We start from the raw sequence: 19,551 nt of genomic DNA on the forward strand, positions 1-19,551 counted from the left end.
TTTTCAGCTCCTTTGCCCTGAACCATCTGGAACAGAGTTATTTGTGAGTTTTTTACCCAATACTATGTAATTATAATAGTAATATATGGAAAACGCAACCCTTAATCTACGAGTTTAAATAATTGGTCTTCCTGTTTTAGTACTCTCTTCAGCTGCTTTTTGCAATTGCTTAAAGAATTCTTCATTATTTTTCGAACGCTTAAGTTTTCTAATAAAACGTTCTGTAAAGTCTGTTGAATCGGTAAATAAATTTCGTAATTGCCATAATGAATCTAATTCCGCTTTAGTGATTAATAGCTCTTCTTTTCGTGTTGAACTACGACCTATGTCTATCGCTGGGAATATTCTACGTTCTGATAACTTGCGATCAAGATGTAATTCCATATTACCTGTACCCTTGAACTCTTCATAAATCATATCATCCATACGTGATCCTGTCTCAACTAAAGCAGTAGCTAAAATTGTCAAACTTCCCCCAGCTTCAATGTTACGTGCTGCACCAAAAAACGCTTTAGGTTTGTGTAATGAAGCGGGATCAAGCCCACCTGACAATGTACGTCCACTAGGTGGTATGACTAAATTATATGCTCGAGCCAAACGTGTTATGGAGTCCATAAGTATAATTACATCTTCTCCAATTTCAACTAATCGCTTTGCACGCTCTAATAATAATTCAGCAACTTTAACATGATGTTCTGGTGGTTCATCGAAAGTCGAATGAACGACTTCTGCAGATTCAACCGATCTTTCAATATCCGTCACTTCTTCTGGACGCTCACCTACTAGTAAGATAAATAAATTCGCTTCAGGTTTATTACTCGCTATTGCATTAGCGATTTCTTTTAATAAACTTGTCTTACCAGCTTTAGGTGGTGCAACTATAAGACCACGTTGACCAAGACCTATTGGTGTGACTAAATCCATTATACGAGTGGAATAATTTGTAGATTGCGTTTCTAATAGGATTCTTTCTTCAGGATAAAGAGGTGTTAAAGCTTGGAAGTGAGGACGTTTTTTGACTTCTTCTGCATTATGATCGTTCACAAAATCAACTTGAAGTAGACCATAATATTTTTCATTATCTTTTGGTTTACGAACTTTACCCGTTACTTTATCACCACGTTTTATTTCAAAACGTCGAATTTGGCTTGCAGAAATATAAATATCCTTCTCACCTTTAGAATAGTTAACGGTTCTTAAGAAACCATATCCATCTTGTTGAATATCATCTAATATTCCTTCCATATAGTAATTACCATCTTTTTCCATTTGTGCTTCCATAATGGCAAGTACCAATTCTTTTTTATTTAATTTACTGTAATTAGTTAATTTTAAAGATTTGGCTTTTTGAGTGAGCTCTTTAGTAGTATTGTTTTTATATAATTCGTGGAAAGATTCATACTGCGGAGATGTTCGTTCTCTACCAGGCATAGACTTGCACCCATTTCATTAATTATTTATTTTACGAAGTTCAAAAATAATAAACGTATAGTTAGCTTAACCAAATAATAGATGTTTATCTTGATACTTATGTGACTGTCAATAATAAAAAGTCACATTATAGCTATATTTATACGTTTATATATTTCTCAACCTTCTAATTACTAGACTAACTATAGCAAATTTTCATTTTAATTACAAAATGATTTTAGGAATTTTAACATAAAAAACAAAACACAGAACAAAATTAGTTCCGTGTTTTGTTTAATTGCAACTTTTAATTTAATTTACTAATTATTTAAAATATCCAGCTATTGATTTTACTTCTAAGAATTCTTCGATACCATAATCGCCCCATTCACGACCTAAGCCAGATTCTTTATAACCACCGAATGGTAAGTCTGGTTTTCTACCAGCTTCATTAATTTCAATTGTACCAGCTTCGATTGAACGAGCGACATGTCTCAATGTATCTTTATCTTTACCAATAACATAGCCAGCAAGACCATATTTCGTATCATTAGCAATTTCAATAGCTTCGTCAAGATTATTATAAGTGATTACAGACATAACAGGTCCGAAAATTTCTTCTTGTGCAATCGTCATGTGATTATCTACATTAATAAATATAGTTGGACGCGCAAAATAACCTTTATCTAATCCTTCTGGTTTACCAGGACCGCCGTAGAATAACTCTGCTCCTTCATTGATACCTTTATCAATGTAATCCTGAACTTGATCGAATTGTTTTTTACTAATAATAGGACCTACTTGAGTTCCTTCTTCTCTTGGTTGACCTACTTTAACTTTACTAAATGCTTCTTTAACTGCTGTTAAGTAGTCTTCTTTAATACTTTCAGGAATAAGTACACGTGTTCCTGCAGTACAAACTTGCCCTGTATTGTTAACAACTTTTTTCGTTGTTGCATTAGCAGCTTCTTCAACATCAACGTCATCTAATACGATATAAGGTGATTTCCCACCCAATTCAAGAGACACTTTTTTGAAGTCTTTTGCAGCTTTTTCCATAATTTTTGAACCTGTAGGACCAGAACCTGTAAATGACATCATTCTTACTTTAGGATGTTCACTTAAAGGATTTCCTACTCCAGATCCATCACCATTAACTAAGTTAAACACACCTTTAGGTACGCCTGCTTTATCAAAAATTTCTGCTAAAATAATTGCAGCAAATGGTGTTTCTTCAGATGGTTTTAAAACAACAGGACTTCCAGCAGCAAACGCAGCAGCTAATTTAAGTGAAGTTTGGTTTGTAGGGAAATTCCAAGGTGTAACAAGTCCAGCAACTCCAATGGCTTCTTTAACAACCAAATCATCGCCACGTTGTTCTTCAAATTGGAAGCTATCTAAAGCATCTCTTGCAGCTGTAAAGTGATTCAATCCCATTTGATAATGAACGTTCTCGGAAACTGATAAAGGCGCTCCTAGTTCATCGGTAATTGCTTCAATTAAATCATTTTTTCTATTTTGATATTCTTTTACAATCTTATCTAAAAGTTCTCTTCTTTCATCAACAGAACTATGTCTAAATTCTAAATATACTTTATCTGCAGCATCTACAGCTTTATTAACATCTTCTTCGTTACCGTTAGCAATTTTACCCATTACTTCTTCAGTTGCAGGATTAATAACATCAATAGTTTCGCCGCTTGCACTATCAACCCATTCACCGTTTATATATTGTTTAGTGAAATTTCTCATCTTATTATATTCACTCCTTAGAAAACTTATATACATATACTATCCTATTTTTACAGATAATAAACATAACTTGCTCACAGGTTGATTTAAATAAATACTAGTTACTAAAATGCGCTTACTATAATTGAAATATGAAATTACATTTCTCAAATTTGATTTCGAATCAAAAAGAGCCTGAGACAATAATGTCCCAGACTTTCTTAACTTATAAGTAAGTCAATCACTAAATTTAAATTGCGCTTAAATCAATCTTTATTGTACTCTATTTAAACATCCTAAATTAGATTAATTCATCAGATCATTTTACAAACATTATAAGTTTGGGATTTGTTGCAGAGAAACAACGTATTTAACTTGAATTCTGATACACTCACTATTTCATATCACTCAAATATAAATGTTGTTAATTTAAAAATTGTGTTAAGAATTAAACCGTTTCCGTCCAAATATCAGCACCAAGTGCTTTAAGATGTTCAACGATGTTAGTATATCCTCTATAAATATGTTTTACATTAAATATTGTTGTCACACCTTCAGCTATTAAACCTGCAGTAATTAAGCAAGCGCCTGCGCGTAAATCACTTGCATATACTTCAGCGCCATTAAGTGTCGAAGGTTTAATTACAGCTGTTCCCTCATCCGATTTAATATTAGCACCCATACGCTGTAATTCTTCTACATGTTTAAAACGCGCTGGATAAATAGTATCAGTCACAAATGAAGGTCCTTCTGTCATGAATAATAATGGTGTAATAGGTTGTTGTAAATCAGTTGCAAAACCTGGATAAACAAGCGTTTTTATATCTACATTTTTATACGGTGCTTGTTTACGAATGATTATTTTTTCATCTTCTATTTCAATATCTACACCTAACTCTTTTAACTTAACAGTTAAAGCTTCAACATGTTTAGGGACTATATTATGTAAAATGACCTCTTCACCCATTGCTGCGGCCATACACATATAAGAACCAGCTTCAATTCTATCTGGAATAATTTGATACTCAGAACCTTTTAGTTCCTCAACACCATTAATTTTTATTGATGTTGTACCAGCTCCTCTAATATCAGCACCCATACTCATTAAAAAGTTCGCAACATCTACAACTTCAGGTTCTTTGGCTGCATTATCAATAACAGTTTGACCTTTAGCATGAACTGCCGCAAGCATAATATTAATCGTCGCTCCAACACTTACCATATCTAAAAATATATGAGCGCCTCTAAGTTCTTTTGCTACTAATTTCATGGATGTATTGCTAGATTCGTCAATTTCTGCACCTAATGCTTTGAACCCCTTAATATGTTGGTCAATAGGTCTTGGTCCGAGTGGACATCCACCCGGCAATCCAATTACACATTTTTTAAAACGACCAAGCATTGCACCCATCATATAATAAGAAGCACGTAAAGACTCAACTTTATTATTAGGTAGAGGTGCATTCTCTATTTGTGTAGTATCCACTTCTAATTGTTTACCATTTAATCTTGCTTTAATATTTAAATCTTCTAACAAACTTACTAGAGTTTCGACATCAGAGATTTGAGGAAGGCCATCCAACTTTACTTGTCCTTGAGCTAATAAAGTTGCGGGGATAATAGCAACTGCACTATTTTTTGCTCCACTAATTTCTACTTCTCCTTTTAGTGTTTGTCCACCTCTAATTTTTATTACCTCTTGAGCCATATCACTTTTCTCCTTTGTTTCCTTCTTTTTAAAATATCACATTATTAGCATTATAAGATAATTTTACTTTATTTGTAAAATACTTATTTTTACAATAAATACAATTTATTTATAGCATCATTTTGCTTTTTATAAAGATTGCTAATTACGACTAAGAATACGTCAATGAACTAATACCACTTATCTTTTCAGTTAATCATTTATTTTGTTAATTATTCGTTTGTAAGCTATTTTATTATATGAAATCTTCCCAATATTGAATATTGTAACCATAAAATGTAAATTTCTGTCATTATTATAGCATAAAAAGAGGTCACTGAACTTATGTTCAATGACCAATAACAAAGATATTTAAATTATTTAGCGCGATTGGAAGTACCGAATTCTCTAATTTTACCTTTAACTGTCTCTTTAATAGCTTCACGTGCTGGTCCTAAATATTTACGTGGATCATACACATCTTTGTCGTTGTTTAATACTTCACGAACTGCTTTAGCAGACGCAATTTGATTTTCAGTATTCACGTTAATTTTAGCAGTACCATAAGGAATAGCTTTTTGAATATCTTTAGTCGGAATACCTGTACCACCGTGTAGTACTAAAGGTAATCCAGTTGAAGCACCAATTTCTTCCATCTCTTTAAATCCTAATTTAGGTTCGCCTTTATATGGTCCATGTACAGAACCTAATGCTGGTGCTAAAGTATCAATTCCAGTTTTTTCTACTAGTTCTTGACATTCTTTAGGGTCTGCATAGATAACGCCATCAGCAACTACGTCGTCTTCTTGTCCACCAACTGTACCTAATTCAGCTTCTACAGAAACGCCTCTATCGTGAGCATACTCAACTACTTTAGAAGTGATTTCAACATTTTCTTCAAAAGGACTATGAGATGCATCAATCATTACAGATGTGAATCCAGCATCAATTGCTTCTTTACATTTTTCAAAGCTTGAACCGTGGTCTAAATGAATTGCTACTGGGATTGTGATATTTAAGTCATGCATTAAACCTTCTACCATTTTCACAACTGTATAAAAGCCACTCATATAACGAGCTGCCCCTTCAGAAACACCTAGAATAACTGGCGCATTCTCTTCTTGAGACGCTTCTAAAATAGCTTGTGTAAATTCGAGGTTATTAAGATTGTATTGACCAACCGCATAACCGTTTTCTTTCGCATCGATTAACATTTCTTTCATTGAAACTAAAGGCATGAAAGTTCCTCCTTGAGTGCATCAGTGCACGTTTTTTTCAACGTCATTATATCAAAAATATATACTGATTGCATTCGAATATTTTATTTAATATTGATATTTTTCGAATTTAATTGTTTTTACGTTTTTGGAAGCGAATACATTTCGAAAAATGTTCACATATTGCATATCTACCTAGGATTATTTACAATATTTCAGTAAAGAGATTGGAGGTTTACAATGTCAAAAATCTTAAACACACAATTAACTGGTATTTTTAATCGGCTTGAAAAACAAGAGTTAGATATTCAAATGGCAGCTCAATGCCTCATTCAAGCAATTGGTGGAGAAGGACATGTCTATATCAAAGGGTACGATGATTTAAAATTCTATGAATCATTCATATTACAAAGCCATGAAAAATTAGCGTCTAGTTTACCACTTGAAGATTTACAAAATTTTAACGATATAGATACTACAGATAGGGTACTGTTATTTTCACCATACTACACTTCGGAAGTTGAAAGTGATGTACTCCAACTTATTGATTTAGATGTCGATTTAGTGCTTATTTGTAATAACCCTAAACGAGATGATTTTCCAAATCATTTAATTCATTATGTTAATTTATCAACACCTAGGCCCATTGTTTACACAGAAGATTATGATAAAATCATTCAACCACATCCGATGGCCTTAAATTATATTTATTATGATATTTATACTCAAATGATTGAAATGACTAGAGATCTGGATTTGTAGAATATGTGTGTAGTCGTTCAATTATTTTCTATAAAATAATTTCATCTGTGTAATTAACTGATGAAGCAAGAACGTATAATAATTATAACCAAAACATTTAATGTATAATGATAAATAAAGTACACTGATAAAGTTTAATGGACAATTAAAAAATGGTCATTTCCTTTTGCTTTTAAGGAAATGACCATTTTTATTTAGCTTTATATTGTTTGTGCATCAAAACAATTATTTTTGTTGGTAATTTAACGCCGATTCTACAAATGATTTAAATATAGGCTGTGGACGATTAGGTCTTGATAAGAATTCAGGATGGAATTGACATGCAATAAAGAAATCATTTTTAGGTATTTCTATAATTTCTACTAAACGACCATCTGGACTTGTCCCTGAAAAGACCATACCGTTACTTTCTAATTGTTCCCTAAATTCGTTATTGAATTCATATCTATGACGATGACGTTCTTCAATATCATTTTCATTATAAATTTTCTCTGCCAATGTACCTTCTTTAATGTGGCAAGGATAAAGACCAAGTCTTAGGGTTCCACCTAAATCTTCAATATCCTTTTGTTCTGGTAATAAATCTATAATTGGATAAGGTGTACTTGGATCTAATTCTGCTGAATGCGCACCTTCATAGCCTAAAACATGACGCGCAAATTCAACAGTTGCCAATTGCATACCTAAACAAATGCCAAAGAACGGTATGTTATTCTCACGGGCATAACGAATAGCTGCAATTTTACCTTCACTTGCTCTGAATCCAAATCCACCAGGAACTAAAATACCATCAACGTCGGATAAATAAGCCTCAACATTATGATCATTAACTTCACTTGAATCAATCCATTTTACCACAACATCTTTTTTAAATGGATAACCAGCATGCTTAAGTGATTCAACAACTGATAGATAAGCATCTTGTAAGCTCACATATTTACCAACTAAACCAATTGTAATTTTACCATCTAAATGATTAACGGTATCTAATAGATGTTTCCACTCATCCAGTTGCGTTTCATACTTGGCATTTAATTGTAAACGTTGAATAACAATGTCATCCATATTTTGCTTACTAAGTTGTAACGGAATTTCATAAAGAGAATCTGCATCTCTACATTCTATAACACTTTCCTTTTTGATATCACAGAATAGCGCGATTTTGTCTTTCAAATCTTGTGTCATTTCGTATTCTGTTCGTACGACTATTAAATCAGGTTGGATACCTAGGCCTCGTAATTCTTTAACACTATGCTGTGTAGGTTTTGTTTTCATTTCCCCAGCAGCTTTAATATATGGAAGCAAAGTACAATGTACATACATTACATTTTCACGACCTAAGTCGCTTCTAATTTGACGAATGGCTTCCAAGAAAGGTAAAGACTCTATATCACCTGTTGTTCCACCAATTTCAGTAATTACAACATCCGCATTAGTACTCTCACCAGCTAATAGCAATCTTTCTTTAATTTCGTTTGTAATATGAGGAATAACTTGTACAGTACCACCCAAGTAATCACCACGACGCTCTTTTTTCAACACATGTGAATATACTTTTCCGGCAGTAACATTTGAATATTTATTTAAATTAATATCTATAAAACGTTCATAATGTCCTAAGTCTAAATCAGTCTCAGCACCATCATCTGTAACGAACACTTCCCCATGTTGATAAGGACTCATTGTACCTGGGTCTACATTTAAATATGGATCGAATTTTTGTATTGTAACTTTAAGTCCTCTATCTTTAAGTAATCTTCCTAGAGAAGCGGCTGTTATCCCTTTTCCTAATGATGACACAACCCCGCCTGTTACAAAAATAAACTTTGTCATTGTCTGACCTCCTGTATAATTTAGTAAACTATTTAATGATTGATAAAATCTATTAAAAACTGTGAGTAAACTATGTATTTAACAATAATAATGAAATAAATTTGGTATATTACTCAACAATTTGATTCACTTTTACATTTCATTATGAATATTAAAAATAAAAAAATCGCTCCCTCTCACAGCAATTGTAAGGGGAGCGTATCTATTTAATACACGTGTCCTAATTAAAGGAGCCCAAATAAAATACTACCACCTTTTAAATAAAAATAAAAGTCCCACCTTAATGTTTCTGTTATAAAGCGAGACATATTTTTAAATTAAAATATAGTTACTTGATTAATCATTAAAGTCTTCGGCGTCTTCAAAGGCTTCTTCTTCACCTTCAGCAATATCTTCGTCTTCGTCTTCATCAATAACGATATCTGTATCATTCATTTCAACATCATCTTCATCATTATCTGACTCGTCTAATGTTTCTTGATCATCTGTTTGAGCAGGAATATCGTCATCTTCATCAGCGTCGTCATCACCTAATAATTTAAGGTTTTGATCTTCTTCATCTTCGTCATCTAGAATATCGAATTTTTGAATTGTTGGTGCGATTTTTTCCTCAATATCATCTACAGAGTACCAGTCACGTAGACCCCAAAGATTTTCTCCTACATTTAAAAAACGACCATCTGTGTTTAAATCGGTATAGAATTGGACGATTCGATTTTCAATATCTTCATACTCATATCCACCTAAAGATTTAAATTCATCAATAATATCATATAAATTCATCGTTGTTTGTTTATCATTTAATAAAGTATAGGCCATGTCGATGAATGATTTCTCATCAACCATTTCTTTTGTGTAATCTTGAATTTTCATATAAAAATACTTCCTTTCAAAGGATTTTCTTTAAATTAACGTCAAATAATCATTTATTAATAGTAACAAAAATAAATTATAAATGACAAGTTGTGATTTAGCAATCACTGTTAATAATTAATATATTTTTCAAAACGTGTATAATCCTCAGTTTCCTCTATTGCTACAAAATTACTATTCAAGCACAATGGTTTTAACTCATTACGTTCGCCATATAAAGTAATTGATAAAACTTCAATGTTTTCAAAATGTTTACGTATATACGTTGCTAATTGACGTAAAGCACTTTCTGCAATTCCTTCATTTCTATTTTGCTTATTAACCTCGATTGCAGAAATATTCATTTTATTATCATTTTGTTCTAGTGCAATAAAGCCTACCTTTACATCATCTTTAAGCAAATTAATCACATGAATATCATCACTATATGCTGACTCCCCCTCTTTTAACCTTAAAGAAGACACATGTTTTGAATCTAAATCTAAATAATAGAGTCTTTCTTTCCCGATAGGTCCTTCTTCTTTTGTAGCTGTATGCATAAAACCTGCACGTTCATAAACGTTCCAAGCGCTTTGATTTTCAGCGTCTACTACTAAGTATAAATGTGTAAAATCAGGAAATAATGCTTGAACATACTCTGGTAAAAACATCATCATTTTTGTCCCATATCCATGGCCTTGAAACTTTTCATTAACTGACAATGAACGTACATAAACAACATTGTTTGGTGTATCATAACCTTCATGTTGATAATAACGGTGCAATACGAAGAACCCCACTACTTTTCCTTCTTTATTTAAAGCTACATTGGCAATTCGATTTTCATCTTTTAATGCATCATCTAAAACAGTTTGAGGTAATGAAGAATATATTTGTTGTCTTTCACTTAATTCAAATTGGTTAAGTGCATTTCTATATTTTTCTTCATATACTTGAACTGTAATATCATCAAAATCCCTTTTTATAAACATTGCTTTACCCCTATCTATTAATTACCATTTATATTATATATGAATTAAATAATTATGACTATCGGACTCGTTATGCATAACATTTTCTCTTGCTCAACATCATTTTACCCTAATTCAACTCATTACAACCTCATTTTATCAATATGTATGTCATCACTATAATCACTACCTTATATTTATTATTAACTGTATTATTAAAATAAGTGTATCTTAATAAGAGCTTTCTATAAATATTCACTTGTTTTTCAGTTAATTTACTATACTATAATGAGTGACAATAATTGTTATGGAGTGATAGACATATGAAGATTGGAATTGATGCTGGAGGCACTTTAATTAAAATTGTACAAGAGCATGACAATCGCAGATATTACAGAACTGAATTAACAACTAACATCCAAAAAGTCATAGATTGGCTTAACAATGAAGAAATTGAAACATTAAAGCTTACAGGTGGAAATGCTGGAGTAATAGCAGATCAAATTCATCAATCACCTGAAATATTTGTAGAGTTCGATGCATCATCAAAAGGTTTAGAAATTTTATTGGATGAACAAGGTCATCAAATTGAACATTACATTTTTGCTAATGTAGGAACAGGTACTTCTTTCCACTATTTTGACGGAAAAGAGCAACAACGTGTTGGAGGTGTAGGTACCGGAGGTGGGATGATACAAGGTTTAGGCTATTTATTGTCCAATATAACAGATTATAAAGAATTAACGAATTTAGCTCAAAATGGTGATCGTGATGCCATTGATTTAAAAGTAAAACATATTTATAAAGATACTGAACCACCAATTCCTGGAGATTTAACAGCAGCAAATTTTGGAAATGTATTACATCACTTAGATAATCAGTTTACTTCAGCTAACAAACTTGCCTCTGCAATTGGTGTCGTTGGTGAAGTTATAACAACTATGGCTATTACTTTAGCACGTGAATATAAGACTAAGCACGTTGTATATATCGGTTCATCATTTAATAACAATCAATTACTACGTGAAGTTGTTGAGAATTACACTGTTCTAAGAGGATTTAAACCATACTATATTGAGAATGGTGCTTTTTCAGGCGCTATAGGAGCACTTTACCTCTAATAGGAAGATGAGTGGAAGCAAATTGGTATTGATTGTTACTTACCTTACCATCTAACTTACTTTATACGTTGAATTTTCTCAGTGTTAGCTTCAAACATCATTTTACTATCAAATTTATAATATTCGTTTATAAAAAATCACCCCAAAAGTTAAACTAAAATCTAACTTTTGGGGTGTAAATACTATAAACACATGTTGCAGACTTTTTCTAATATAATCAATTAAAATGTTGCTTCATTTGACAATTTTTGCGCTGATACAACAGTACCTACAACACCTGATTTCAAATCAATCGCTACTGCTTTATTATCATCGCGTAACTTGTCTAACCATTCACTAAAGACTTTACCTTCAATTTCAATTAAATCACATTCTTCAAAATCTTGATCACGTACTTTACGCGCTCTACTCTTAATACTCCAAACAGGCATGATGTGAGGTTTATTATGGTCATCATCTGAAATCATAATAAAATTCTTTTCACCTTTGTTTGTCAATCCGTATACTTCGTCATATTTTGCGACATCTTTAACAAACTCTCTCATTCTTATATCATCTAATTCAGACATTAACTCATCAGTCATTTTAACTATATCTACAATGTTTCCTTCTTCACCATTATTCACATTAACTAAAACTTTGTCACCAGGATCAAAGATTTCATCCATTTCATATGTTACAAAACGGTCAATATCTGCTCTAATGATTTTGTCGTATTCAATTGAATGATGTAACAAATAAGACTCAGCAACATTTTCGTCTGTCCACATAGCAATAAATGGCAAATTCTCATGTTGTATTCTAATTAATTTTTTATTTTTTGAAGCAAAATAAATATATTCATTAATCAAAATATCTTTAAAAAATGCTTCATATTTGTATGACATACTTAACCCTCAATTCATAAGTTATTCATAGTGTTTCTTACTTTAAATCTTAAAATACTAACGATTGATAGTCAATAATGTTAAAATTCAAATCTTATTTGTAAACTGGGACATGATTGATTATTCTAACTTCTTTATCAAACACTACTTAATATCCTTAAAGAATCATACACTTATAATCCAGCTTCCAATATAAATTGTTGTTCATATCGATTAATTAATTCTTTATTTTCTCCATGCCAAATGCAGCCAAATCTAGAATTAACTTGATTCTTTCCATACCAATCTCCATCGTAATAGGAAAGTGGATAAAGTACACCTAATTCTACGTATTTTAAAATAGCATTATAGAATTTTGTATTATCTCCATTAGAAAAGTAACTGTAAAATTTATGATATCCATGAGTTAAATCTTTTGCTAAAAGTAGCATACTCGTTGATCCGTTTTGCCTAAAATTTAAATCAATCGCATAAACATCATTTTTATCATCTACTAGTAAGTCAAAACCTGCTACACCAAAAAAACCTTTGCTTACGCCTATTTCCATAATCTCTCTACCAGCGTCTATTACATTCTGAGGCACATCATTAACATTTTCATTTCCGTTGTAAAATCCATAGTCATTAGTTAACTGTTGCGCTGTTCCTAAGTATTTGATACCAATATCATCTGAATAAGCAAATTGTACACAATAGTTATTCACTGCATTAATTTTTTGTTCAATGATTAAATGTTCAGTCTCTGCTGATGCATTGTTGATGCGTGTGATAGCTTTATCTAAATCTGTATCATTATAACAAATCATAACACCATATCCTCCTGCTGTAGGTAAATCATCGCCTGGTTTTATGACAAATGGATACGACCATGTTTGAATACGAGATTCAAAATCTTTAATTGAGACAATTTCTCTTTGTGGTAGATATTTGTTATTAGTCCATTCCGGAATTCGTGCTTTATTATTAAGAGCAACAAAAACATCTTTATCAAGTGCATAATATTCTTTAGGTAGAATATCTTCATCATGAATATATTGAAAGTAGATTTTTTTACCGTGATGAAGAGCTAAATTCCTTATCAAGCTTTCATATGTTTCTTGATTATTAAATTTATAAGTATGTGGTGGAATTTCCCTACCCACTATATTAAAAAGTTGTTCTAATTTGTTTGTAACACTTGCCTCATGAACAATGACAGGAAAACGATTAGCTATAAGTAATTCTCTTCCAGTTAAGAAATTTGATTGATGTTCATCTGGTTTCAACCATGGATTCGACACATATGAAGGTCGAGATGTGTAAACAATGTCATCATTATACAAATCACTAAGTGTGAGAAACGGACCATTTACTTTATTATTCATTACTTAACATGCCCCTTTATATGCGTATGCTCTTCAATTATTTCGTCTAACAACGGTTTATTTTCGATTAATTCTAGTCCCATTAATGCTAAAATTTTTGCACCTCGAATTAGTGCCTGATCACCTTGTAAACTTGCAGCCGCTTCTCTAAAGCGGTGGGTATGTCCTACAAGATTTCGAGAACCAATTTTAATATGTGGATGGATTGTTGGTACAACATGACTTACATTACCTGTATCTGTAGATCCATAACCAAAATCATCATCAATCACTTCTTCTCCTAATTCAGTTGCATATTTTTCAAATAAATCATCAAGTTTAGGCGCTTTAATAAATTCGTTTACACCATTCTGGATAGGACCAAATTCAAAATCACACCCAGTTTGAATCGCAGCACCTCTTGCAATTTGGTTTACTTTTTCAGTTAAAACATCAAGTTCTCTCCGCGAAGTAGCTCGAGTATAAAATCTCGCATGTGTAAAATCAGGTATAATATTAGCCGCTTTACCACCGTCTAAAATAACCCCGTGAACTCGTTGTCCTTTTTTAATGTGTTGCCTTAACTGTGCTATACCATTAAAATATGAAATCATTGCATCTAAAGCGTTTAATGCTTCATCTGCATTTTCAGATGCATGCGCACTACGTCCATAGAATTTAATATCTAGAACATCCACAGCTAAAGTATTAATTGTACGATAGGTTTCATTTCCAGGATGAATCATCAATGCCACATCAATTTCATCAATGACACCTGCTTTAACATAAGAAGCTTTTGCGGAGCCATTTTCCCCACCTTCTTCAGCAGGACATCCCAAAACGACTACTTTACCACCAATTTCATCGACGACTTCTTTTAGTGCTACTGCAGCAAATACGCTAGCAGTACCAATAATATTATGCCCGCACGCGTGACCAAGACCAGGTAAAGCATCATATTCAGCTAGAAATCCTATAACCGGTCCAGTCATATCAGAATCATACGTTGCTATAAATCCTGTTGCATGTCCTGCAATATCCGTTTCGATTTCGAATCGATTTGCTCTTAATTGGTCAATTAACGTTCTCGATGCAAAAATTTCCTCATTGCCTAATTCAGGGCGTTCATGAATACGATGACTTATTTCAACATAATCATATTTATTATTCTCTATAAAATCTAATATCTTTTGTTTATTATGCATTGTATCTAACTCCCTTTGAAACTTTGCGTATCAATCATTCTTTTTTAATTATTACTTATTTTATCGGATTTAATATTGGTTGTCATTAATTTTTACACAATTTTCTTACAATTTAAAAGACAACAGTCTATTAGTTTAGAAAAATTGTAAATGTATATGAGTATTGTTACAATCTATTTATTGAATTAAACAAAAATTGCTATATAGCAATAAGGAGGATAAATGCATGACTAAAATGAATGTAGAAAGCTTTAATTTAGACCATACTAAGGTTGTTGCACCTTTTATTCGTCTAGCCGGTACTATGGAGGGTCTTAATGGTGATGTCATACACAAATATGACATTCGTTTCAAACAGCCTAATAAGGAACATATGGATATGCCTGGTCTACATTCCTTAGAGCATTTAATGGCAGAAAACATTAGAAATCATACTGATAAAGTAGTAGATTTAAGTCCTATGGGTTGTCAAACTGGATTCTATGTTTCATTTATTAATCATGACGACTACGATGACGTATTAAATATTATAGATCAAACATTGCATGATGTGTTAAATGCTAGCGAAGTTCCAGCTTGTAATGAGGTTCAATGTGGTTGGGCTGCAAGTCATTCTTTAGAAGGTGCTAAAACAATTGCTCAAGCATTCTTAGATAAAAGAGAGCAATGGAACGACATCTATGGAGAAGGTAAATAGTTAACCATTTAACCATACAACTAAGCATAAAACGCTTAATTAATATCATTATGGAGAAATGTCGAATGAATCTTCCCTTCGACATTTCTCTTTTTTTATAAAAAAGACCTTCTAAAATGCTAACTAGTTATCATTTTAGAAGGTCTTATTTTCTGAAAAAATTATAATTTTTTAATGGCTTTAATAAGCACAAATTGCAATGGTAATCTAGAATAAAGTGCCCATTTAGGTAGTTCTTTGTCACCTAATGGCAATCCTTTACGAGCCATATAAATATTTGCTGGGAACACTGCTAACAAGAATAAATTAATACCCTTTTTCAACCATGATGCTGGCCTTTTAATAAGCAACATGATACCAAAAAAGATTTCTATGACCCCTGTTACCAATACGGCAGTTTTTTGTAAAGGTAAATAATCTGGAACAATATTTCTAAATTGTCTCTCTCTAGTAAAATGTAAAACACCAGCTGTTCCAAATGCTAGTCCTAATAAGAATCTTAAAACCTTCATTGATGCTCAACCCCCATTTCTTTTAAATAACTTTTTCCATATTTAGGTAATTCTACGTTGAAGTTATCTGCTATTGTAACACCGATAGAGCTAAATGTCGTGTCTTGTGAAAGTTCATGATAATCTTTAATTTTTGGACTAAACATTAAAAGTGGAATGTATTCACGTGTATGATCTGTACCTTTAGCAATTGGATCATTACCATGATCAGCTGTAATAATAACTAAATCATCTTCTCTTAAATGATTCATTAATTCAGGTAAACGAAGATCAAAATCTTTAATTGCTTGAGCATAGCCTTCTTTATCACGACGATGGCCATACAATGCATCAAAATCAACTAAATTAAGGAAACTGATGCCTTCAAAATCTTTTTTTACAACTTCAATCAATTGATCCATACCGTCCATATTATTTTTAGTACGTATAGCTTCTGTCACGCCTTCACCATCATAAATATCGTTAATTTTACCAATCGCGATTACATCATAACCATTATCTTTAAGGCTATTCATCACTGTTCGTCCAAATGGTTTTAACGCGTAATCATGTCGATTAGAAGTTCTAGTGAAGTTACCAGGTTCTCCAACATATGGTCGAGCAATGATTCTTCCTATTAAATATTTAGGATCTTTTGTTAGTTCACGAACTTTTTCACAAATCTCGTAAAGTTCTTCAAGTGGAATCACGTCTTCATGTGCAGCAATCTGTAAAACTGGATCAGCACTAGTATAAACTATTAAATCTCCAGTTTTCATTTGATGTTCGCCCCACTCGTCAATAATCTGAGTTCCTGAAGCAGGTCTATTTGCTACAACCTTGCGTCCAGTCATTGATTCAATCTCTTTAACAAGCTCTGCTGGGAAACCATTTGGATAAACCTTAAATGGTTGCATTATATTTAACCCCATAATTTCCCAATGTCCTGTCATTGTATCCTTGCCTACTGAAGCTTCACTTAGTTTGGTATAAAATGCACCCGGATGCGTAACTTTTGAAACAACAGGAAGCGGTGCAATATTTCCTAATCCAAGTTGTTCTAGATGTGGTAACTTTTGCTTAAATCCTTCTAAAGTATGCTTTAAAGTGTGTGATCCTTCGTCATTGAATGCCGCTGCATCAGGACCTTCGCCTATACCTACTGAGTCCATAACTATTAGATGAATTCTTTTGAACGGTGTAGTCATCATTTACATCTCCTACTCGGTTATTATTTTATGAATTAAGGTTGGAGCTTCGCCCTTACTCTCAATAGTAATACTATTGTCTAGTTTGTTTAAAATATCATCGATCTTTTTGGTGTTTGTATGAATAGTTAAAATATTTTCACCCTTCTCAACATGTTCTCCTACTTTTTTATTTAACACGATACCTACACCTAAATCAATAACGTCTTCTTTTGTTTGACGACCAGCGCCTAACATCATTGAAGCAACGCCTATATCATTAGCTATTATTTCAGTTATAAAGCCATCTTTTTTAGCTTTAAATTCAACTTGATATTTCGCGCTAGGCAACTTTTCAGGAGAATCCACAATTGAGTCATCTCCTCCTTGATTCGATAGAAATGTTTTGAATTTGTTTAAAGCTTTTCCTGTTTTTATAGCATCGACTAACATCTGACGCGCTTCATCTAAAGATTCTGCTTGTTCAGCTAAGACAACCATTTGAGAACCAAGTGTTAACACAAGCTCTGTTAGATCTTTCGGTCCATTTCCTTTTAATGTTGCGATAGCTTCTTTTAATTCGAGCGCATTACCAACTGCATTTCCTAAAGGTTGACTCATATCTGAAATAATAGCCATCGTATTACGACCTACATTATTACCGATTCTAACCATCGCATGCGCAAGCGCTTCGGCATCATCTAGCGTCTTCATAAACGCACCACTGCCAGTTTTGACATCTAGAACAATTGCATCTGCACCAGCAGCAATTTTCTTACTCATTATGGACGAAGCGATGAGGGGAATAGAATTAACTGTTCCTGTTACATCCCTCAATGCATATAATTTTTTATCAGCTGGTGTGAGATTGCCTGATTGGCCTATTACTGCTACTTGATTATCATTTACAAGTTTTATAAAATCTTTTTCACTGATTTCAACATTAAATCCCTTAACTGATTCTAATTTATCTATCGTACCCCCCGTATGTCCTAGACCACGACCACTCATCTTTGCAACTGGAACACCTACTGCCGCTACTAATGGGGCAAGAACGAGTGTCGTTGTATCACCGACGCCCCCTGTAGAATGCTTGTCTACCTTTATACCATTGATATCGCTTAAGTCGATTCTCTCTCCTGAGTTAACCATTGACATTGTCAATGCGGCTCTTTCTTCATCATTCATATCTTGAAAGAATATCGCCATAGCTAAACTTGAAGCTTGATAATCTGGAACTTCCCCACGAGTGTATCCGTTTACAAAAAATTCTATTTCTTCTCTTGTTAATGACTTACCGTCTCGTTTCTTTTCTATGATGTCAATCATTCTCATTATTCATCATTCCCTTAGACAATAAATTTAGTATTAGTAATCAGTATTTGACTCAAGTCCTTGAATAATTTGCACGCCGGCACTAGCACCAATGCGTGTAGCACCCGCCTCAATCATATTGTTAAAATCTTCTAGATTTCTCACGCCACCTGACGCTTTCACTTCTAAACGATCACCAACAGTATCTTTCATTAATTTTACATCTTCAACTGTAGCACCCCCACCAGCAAAACCTGTGGATGTTTTAACAAAATGTGCACCTGCCGCTTCAGATAATTGACATGCTTTAATCTTTTCTTTCTCAGTTAATAAAACAGTCTCAATAATGACCTTAACTGTTTTACCATTGGCTGCTTGAACGACGGCTTCGATATCATTTTGCACTTCATCAAAACGACCATCCTTAAGTGCTCCAATGTTTATCACCATATCAATCTCTTGAGCGCCATTATTAATCGCATCTTTTGTTTCATAAGATTTAACTGCTGTAGTTGTTGCACCTAGTGGAAATCCAATAACAGTACACACTAAAACATCAGTTCCTTTAAGTTGTTCAGATGCATATTGTACATGTGTAGGGTTCACACATACAGACTTAAACTGATATGCTTTTGCTTCATTTATAATAGTATCAATTTGTTCCTTTGTTGAATCAGGTTTTAATAATGTATGGTCTATTAATTTTGCTTTATTCATCATTTTTCCTCCATGTTTTTAGTTTATTACTATCTCAGAATATTAAATCTTCACATAACTTTAATATATCTTTAAAAAACAAAACATATTTACCTTTAATTATATAGTACAAAAATTCGCAAAAAA

17 protein-coding genes are annotated in these 19,551 nt (G+C 32.7%); 3 read left to right on the top strand and 14 right to left on the bottom strand.

Annotated elements, in window-relative coordinates; all coding sequences use genetic code 11:
- Positions 1-114: 114 nt before the first annotated feature.
- From rho to fdaB, 4 genes are all read right to left on the bottom strand, one after another.
- Positions 115-1,431, bottom strand: coding sequence for a transcription termination factor Rho (rho, locus tag HMPREF2663_RS00275; RefSeq protein WP_001829985.1), 1,317 nt, complete (start codon positions 1,429-1,431; stop codon positions 115-117).
- Between the two features lie 303 nt (positions 1,432-1,734).
- Positions 1,735-3,162 (bottom strand): aldehyde dehydrogenase family protein, encoded by a 1,428-nt coding sequence (locus tag HMPREF2663_RS00280; protein WP_002475465.1) that lies wholly within the window; start codon positions 3,160-3,162, stop codon positions 1,735-1,737.
- A gap of 427 nt (positions 3,163-3,589) precedes the next feature.
- Positions 3,590-4,849, bottom strand: coding sequence for a UDP-N-acetylglucosamine 1-carboxyvinyltransferase (locus tag HMPREF2663_RS00285; protein WP_002490695.1), 1,260 nt, complete (start codon positions 4,847-4,849; stop codon positions 3,590-3,592).
- A gap of 356 nt (positions 4,850-5,205) precedes the next feature.
- Positions 5,206-6,066, bottom strand: coding sequence for a class IIb fructose-bisphosphate aldolase FdaB (gene fdaB, locus HMPREF2663_RS00290; protein WP_001829938.1), 861 nt, complete (start codon positions 6,064-6,066; stop codon positions 5,206-5,208).
- A 219-nt stretch (positions 6,067-6,285) separates the two neighbouring features.
- Here fdaB and HMPREF2663_RS00295 point away from each other — a divergent pair, with 219 nt between their 5' ends.
- A complete protein-coding gene (locus tag HMPREF2663_RS00295) occupies positions 6,286-6,807 on the top strand; it encodes a DUF2529 domain-containing protein (protein ID WP_001829945.1) in 522 nt (173 codons plus the stop codon).
- A gap of 225 nt (positions 6,808-7,032) precedes the next feature.
- Here the strand turns inward: HMPREF2663_RS00295 and HMPREF2663_RS00300 are convergent, their stop codons facing one another.
- From HMPREF2663_RS00300 to HMPREF2663_RS00310, 3 genes are all read right to left on the bottom strand, one after another.
- Positions 7,033-8,640, bottom strand: a complete 1,608-nt coding sequence (locus tag HMPREF2663_RS00300) for a CTP synthase (protein WP_070845548.1) — start codon at positions 8,638-8,640, stop codon at positions 7,033-7,035.
- A 336-nt stretch (positions 8,641-8,976) separates the two neighbouring features.
- On the bottom strand, positions 8,977-9,513 hold the full coding sequence (rpoE, locus tag HMPREF2663_RS00305; RefSeq protein WP_002447803.1) for a DNA-directed RNA polymerase subunit delta: 537 nt from the start codon (positions 9,511-9,513) through the stop codon (positions 8,977-8,979).
- A 110-nt stretch (positions 9,514-9,623) separates the two neighbouring features.
- Positions 9,624-10,484: a GNAT family N-acetyltransferase gene (locus HMPREF2663_RS00310; RefSeq protein ID WP_002447804.1), complete on the bottom strand. Its 861-nt coding sequence runs from the start codon at positions 10,482-10,484 to the stop codon at positions 9,624-9,626.
- Positions 10,485-10,786: 302 nt separating this feature from the next.
- Between HMPREF2663_RS00310 and coaW the strand changes: the two genes are divergently transcribed.
- On the top strand, positions 10,787-11,584 hold the full coding sequence (gene coaW / locus HMPREF2663_RS00315; protein ID WP_002447805.1) for a type II pantothenate kinase: 798 nt from the start codon (positions 10,787-10,789) through the stop codon (positions 11,582-11,584).
- 221 nt (positions 11,585-11,805) lie between these two features.
- On the opposite strand, the gene HMPREF2663_RS00320 is transcribed toward coaW, so the two are convergent.
- From HMPREF2663_RS00320 to HMPREF2663_RS00330, 3 genes are all read right to left on the bottom strand, one after another.
- Entirely contained in the window at positions 11,806-12,471 is a 666-nt protein-coding gene (locus HMPREF2663_RS00320; RefSeq protein ID WP_002447806.1) for a DUF2750 domain-containing protein, read from the bottom strand.
- Between the two features lie 173 nt (positions 12,472-12,644).
- Complete coding sequence (locus HMPREF2663_RS00325; RefSeq protein WP_002447807.1) at positions 12,645-13,835, bottom strand: L-aspartate--L-methionine ligase LdmS; 1,191 nt, start codon at positions 13,833-13,835, stop codon at positions 12,645-12,647.
- Entirely contained in the window at positions 13,835-15,019 is a 1,185-nt protein-coding gene (locus HMPREF2663_RS00330) for a M20 family metallopeptidase (protein ID WP_070845549.1), read from the bottom strand. The genes HMPREF2663_RS00325 and HMPREF2663_RS00330 overlap by 1 nt, the downstream gene beginning before the upstream one ends.
- Positions 15,020-15,245: 226 nt before the next feature.
- On the opposite strand from HMPREF2663_RS00330, the gene HMPREF2663_RS00335 reads away from it, so the two are divergent.
- Positions 15,246-15,716, top strand: coding sequence for an S-ribosylhomocysteine lyase (locus tag HMPREF2663_RS00335; protein ID WP_001829929.1), 471 nt, complete (start codon positions 15,246-15,248; stop codon positions 15,714-15,716).
- 161 nt (positions 15,717-15,877) lie between these two features.
- On the opposite strand, the gene HMPREF2663_RS00340 is transcribed toward HMPREF2663_RS00335, so the two are convergent.
- Genes HMPREF2663_RS00340 through deoC form a run of 4 tightly spaced genes read right to left on the bottom strand, consistent with a single transcriptional unit; the run spans position 15,878 to position 19,425 of the window.
- Positions 15,878-16,228: a DoxX family protein gene (locus HMPREF2663_RS00340; RefSeq protein WP_001829969.1), complete on the bottom strand. Its 351-nt coding sequence runs from the start codon at positions 16,226-16,228 to the stop codon at positions 15,878-15,880.
- The gene (deoB, locus tag HMPREF2663_RS00345) at positions 16,225-17,415 is read right to left on the bottom strand and encodes a phosphopentomutase (RefSeq protein ID WP_002458724.1); all 1,191 of its coding nucleotides are present in this window, start codon (positions 17,413-17,415) and stop codon (positions 16,225-16,227) included. The genes HMPREF2663_RS00340 and deoB overlap by 4 nt, the downstream gene beginning before the upstream one ends.
- Positions 17,416-17,427: 12 nt before the next feature.
- Positions 17,428-18,729, bottom strand: coding sequence for a pyrimidine-nucleoside phosphorylase (locus HMPREF2663_RS00350; RefSeq protein ID WP_070845552.1), 1,302 nt, complete (start codon positions 18,727-18,729; stop codon positions 17,428-17,430).
- A 33-nt stretch (positions 18,730-18,762) separates the two neighbouring features.
- Positions 18,763-19,425: a deoxyribose-phosphate aldolase gene (deoC, locus tag HMPREF2663_RS00355; RefSeq protein WP_002458726.1), complete on the bottom strand. Its 663-nt coding sequence runs from the start codon at positions 19,423-19,425 to the stop codon at positions 18,763-18,765.
- Positions 19,426-19,551: the final 126 nt, after the last annotated feature.

It is taken from the genome of Staphylococcus sp. HMSC077D08 (assembly GCF_001837945.1).
Lineage (GTDB): Bacteria > Bacillota > Bacilli > Staphylococcales > Staphylococcaceae > Staphylococcus > Staphylococcus epidermidis.

Excerpts from the sequence above, each read along its gene's own strand:
- rpoE (WP_002447803.1), bottom strand. The coding sequence starts at position 9,513 with ATGAAAATTCAAGATTACACAAAAGAAATGGTTGATGAGAAATCATTC.
- rho (WP_001829985.1), bottom strand. The coding sequence starts at position 1,431 with ATGCCTGGTAGAGAACGAACATCTCCGCAGTATGAATCTTTCCACGAA.
- HMPREF2663_RS00310 (WP_002447804.1), bottom strand. The coding sequence starts at position 10,484 with ATGTTTATAAAAAGGGATTTTGATGATATTACAGTTCAAGTATATGAA.
- fdaB (WP_001829938.1), bottom strand. The coding sequence starts at position 6,066 with ATGCCTTTAGTTTCAATGAAAGAAATGTTAATCGATGCGAAAGAAAAC.
- HMPREF2663_RS00300 (WP_070845548.1), bottom strand. The coding sequence starts at position 8,640 with ATGACAAAGTTTATTTTTGTAACAGGCGGGGTTGTGTCATCATTAGGA.
- HMPREF2663_RS00280 (WP_002475465.1), bottom strand. The coding sequence starts at position 3,162 with ATGAGAAATTTCACTAAACAATATATAAACGGTGAATGGGTTGATAGT.
- deoB (WP_002458724.1), bottom strand. The coding sequence starts at position 17,415 with ATGACTACACCGTTCAAAAGAATTCATCTAATAGTTATGGACTCAGTA.
- HMPREF2663_RS00335 (WP_001829929.1), top strand. The coding sequence starts at position 15,246 with ATGACTAAAATGAATGTAGAAAGCTTTAATTTAGACCATACTAAGGTT.
- coaW (WP_002447805.1), top strand. The coding sequence starts at position 10,787 with ATGAAGATTGGAATTGATGCTGGAGGCACTTTAATTAAAATTGTACAA.
- HMPREF2663_RS00285 (WP_002490695.1), bottom strand. The coding sequence starts at position 4,849 with ATGGCTCAAGAGGTAATAAAAATTAGAGGTGGACAAACACTAAAAGGA.
- HMPREF2663_RS00330 (WP_070845549.1), bottom strand. The coding sequence starts at position 15,019 with ATGCATAATAAACAAAAGATATTAGATTTTATAGAGAATAATAAATAT.
- HMPREF2663_RS00295 (WP_001829945.1), top strand. The coding sequence starts at position 6,286 with ATGTCAAAAATCTTAAACACACAATTAACTGGTATTTTTAATCGGCTT.
- HMPREF2663_RS00350 (WP_070845552.1), bottom strand. The coding sequence starts at position 18,729 with ATGAGAATGATTGACATCATAGAAAAGAAACGAGACGGTAAGTCATTA.
- deoC (WP_002458726.1), bottom strand. The coding sequence starts at position 19,425 with ATGAATAAAGCAAAATTAATAGACCATACATTATTAAAACCTGATTCA.
- HMPREF2663_RS00340 (WP_001829969.1), bottom strand. The coding sequence starts at position 16,228 with ATGAAGGTTTTAAGATTCTTATTAGGACTAGCATTTGGAACAGCTGGT.
- HMPREF2663_RS00325 (WP_002447807.1), bottom strand. The coding sequence starts at position 13,835 with ATGAATAATAAAGTAAATGGTCCGTTTCTCACACTTAGTGATTTGTAT.
- HMPREF2663_RS00320 (WP_002447806.1), bottom strand. The coding sequence starts at position 12,471 with ATGTCATACAAATATGAAGCATTTTTTAAAGATATTTTGATTAATGAA.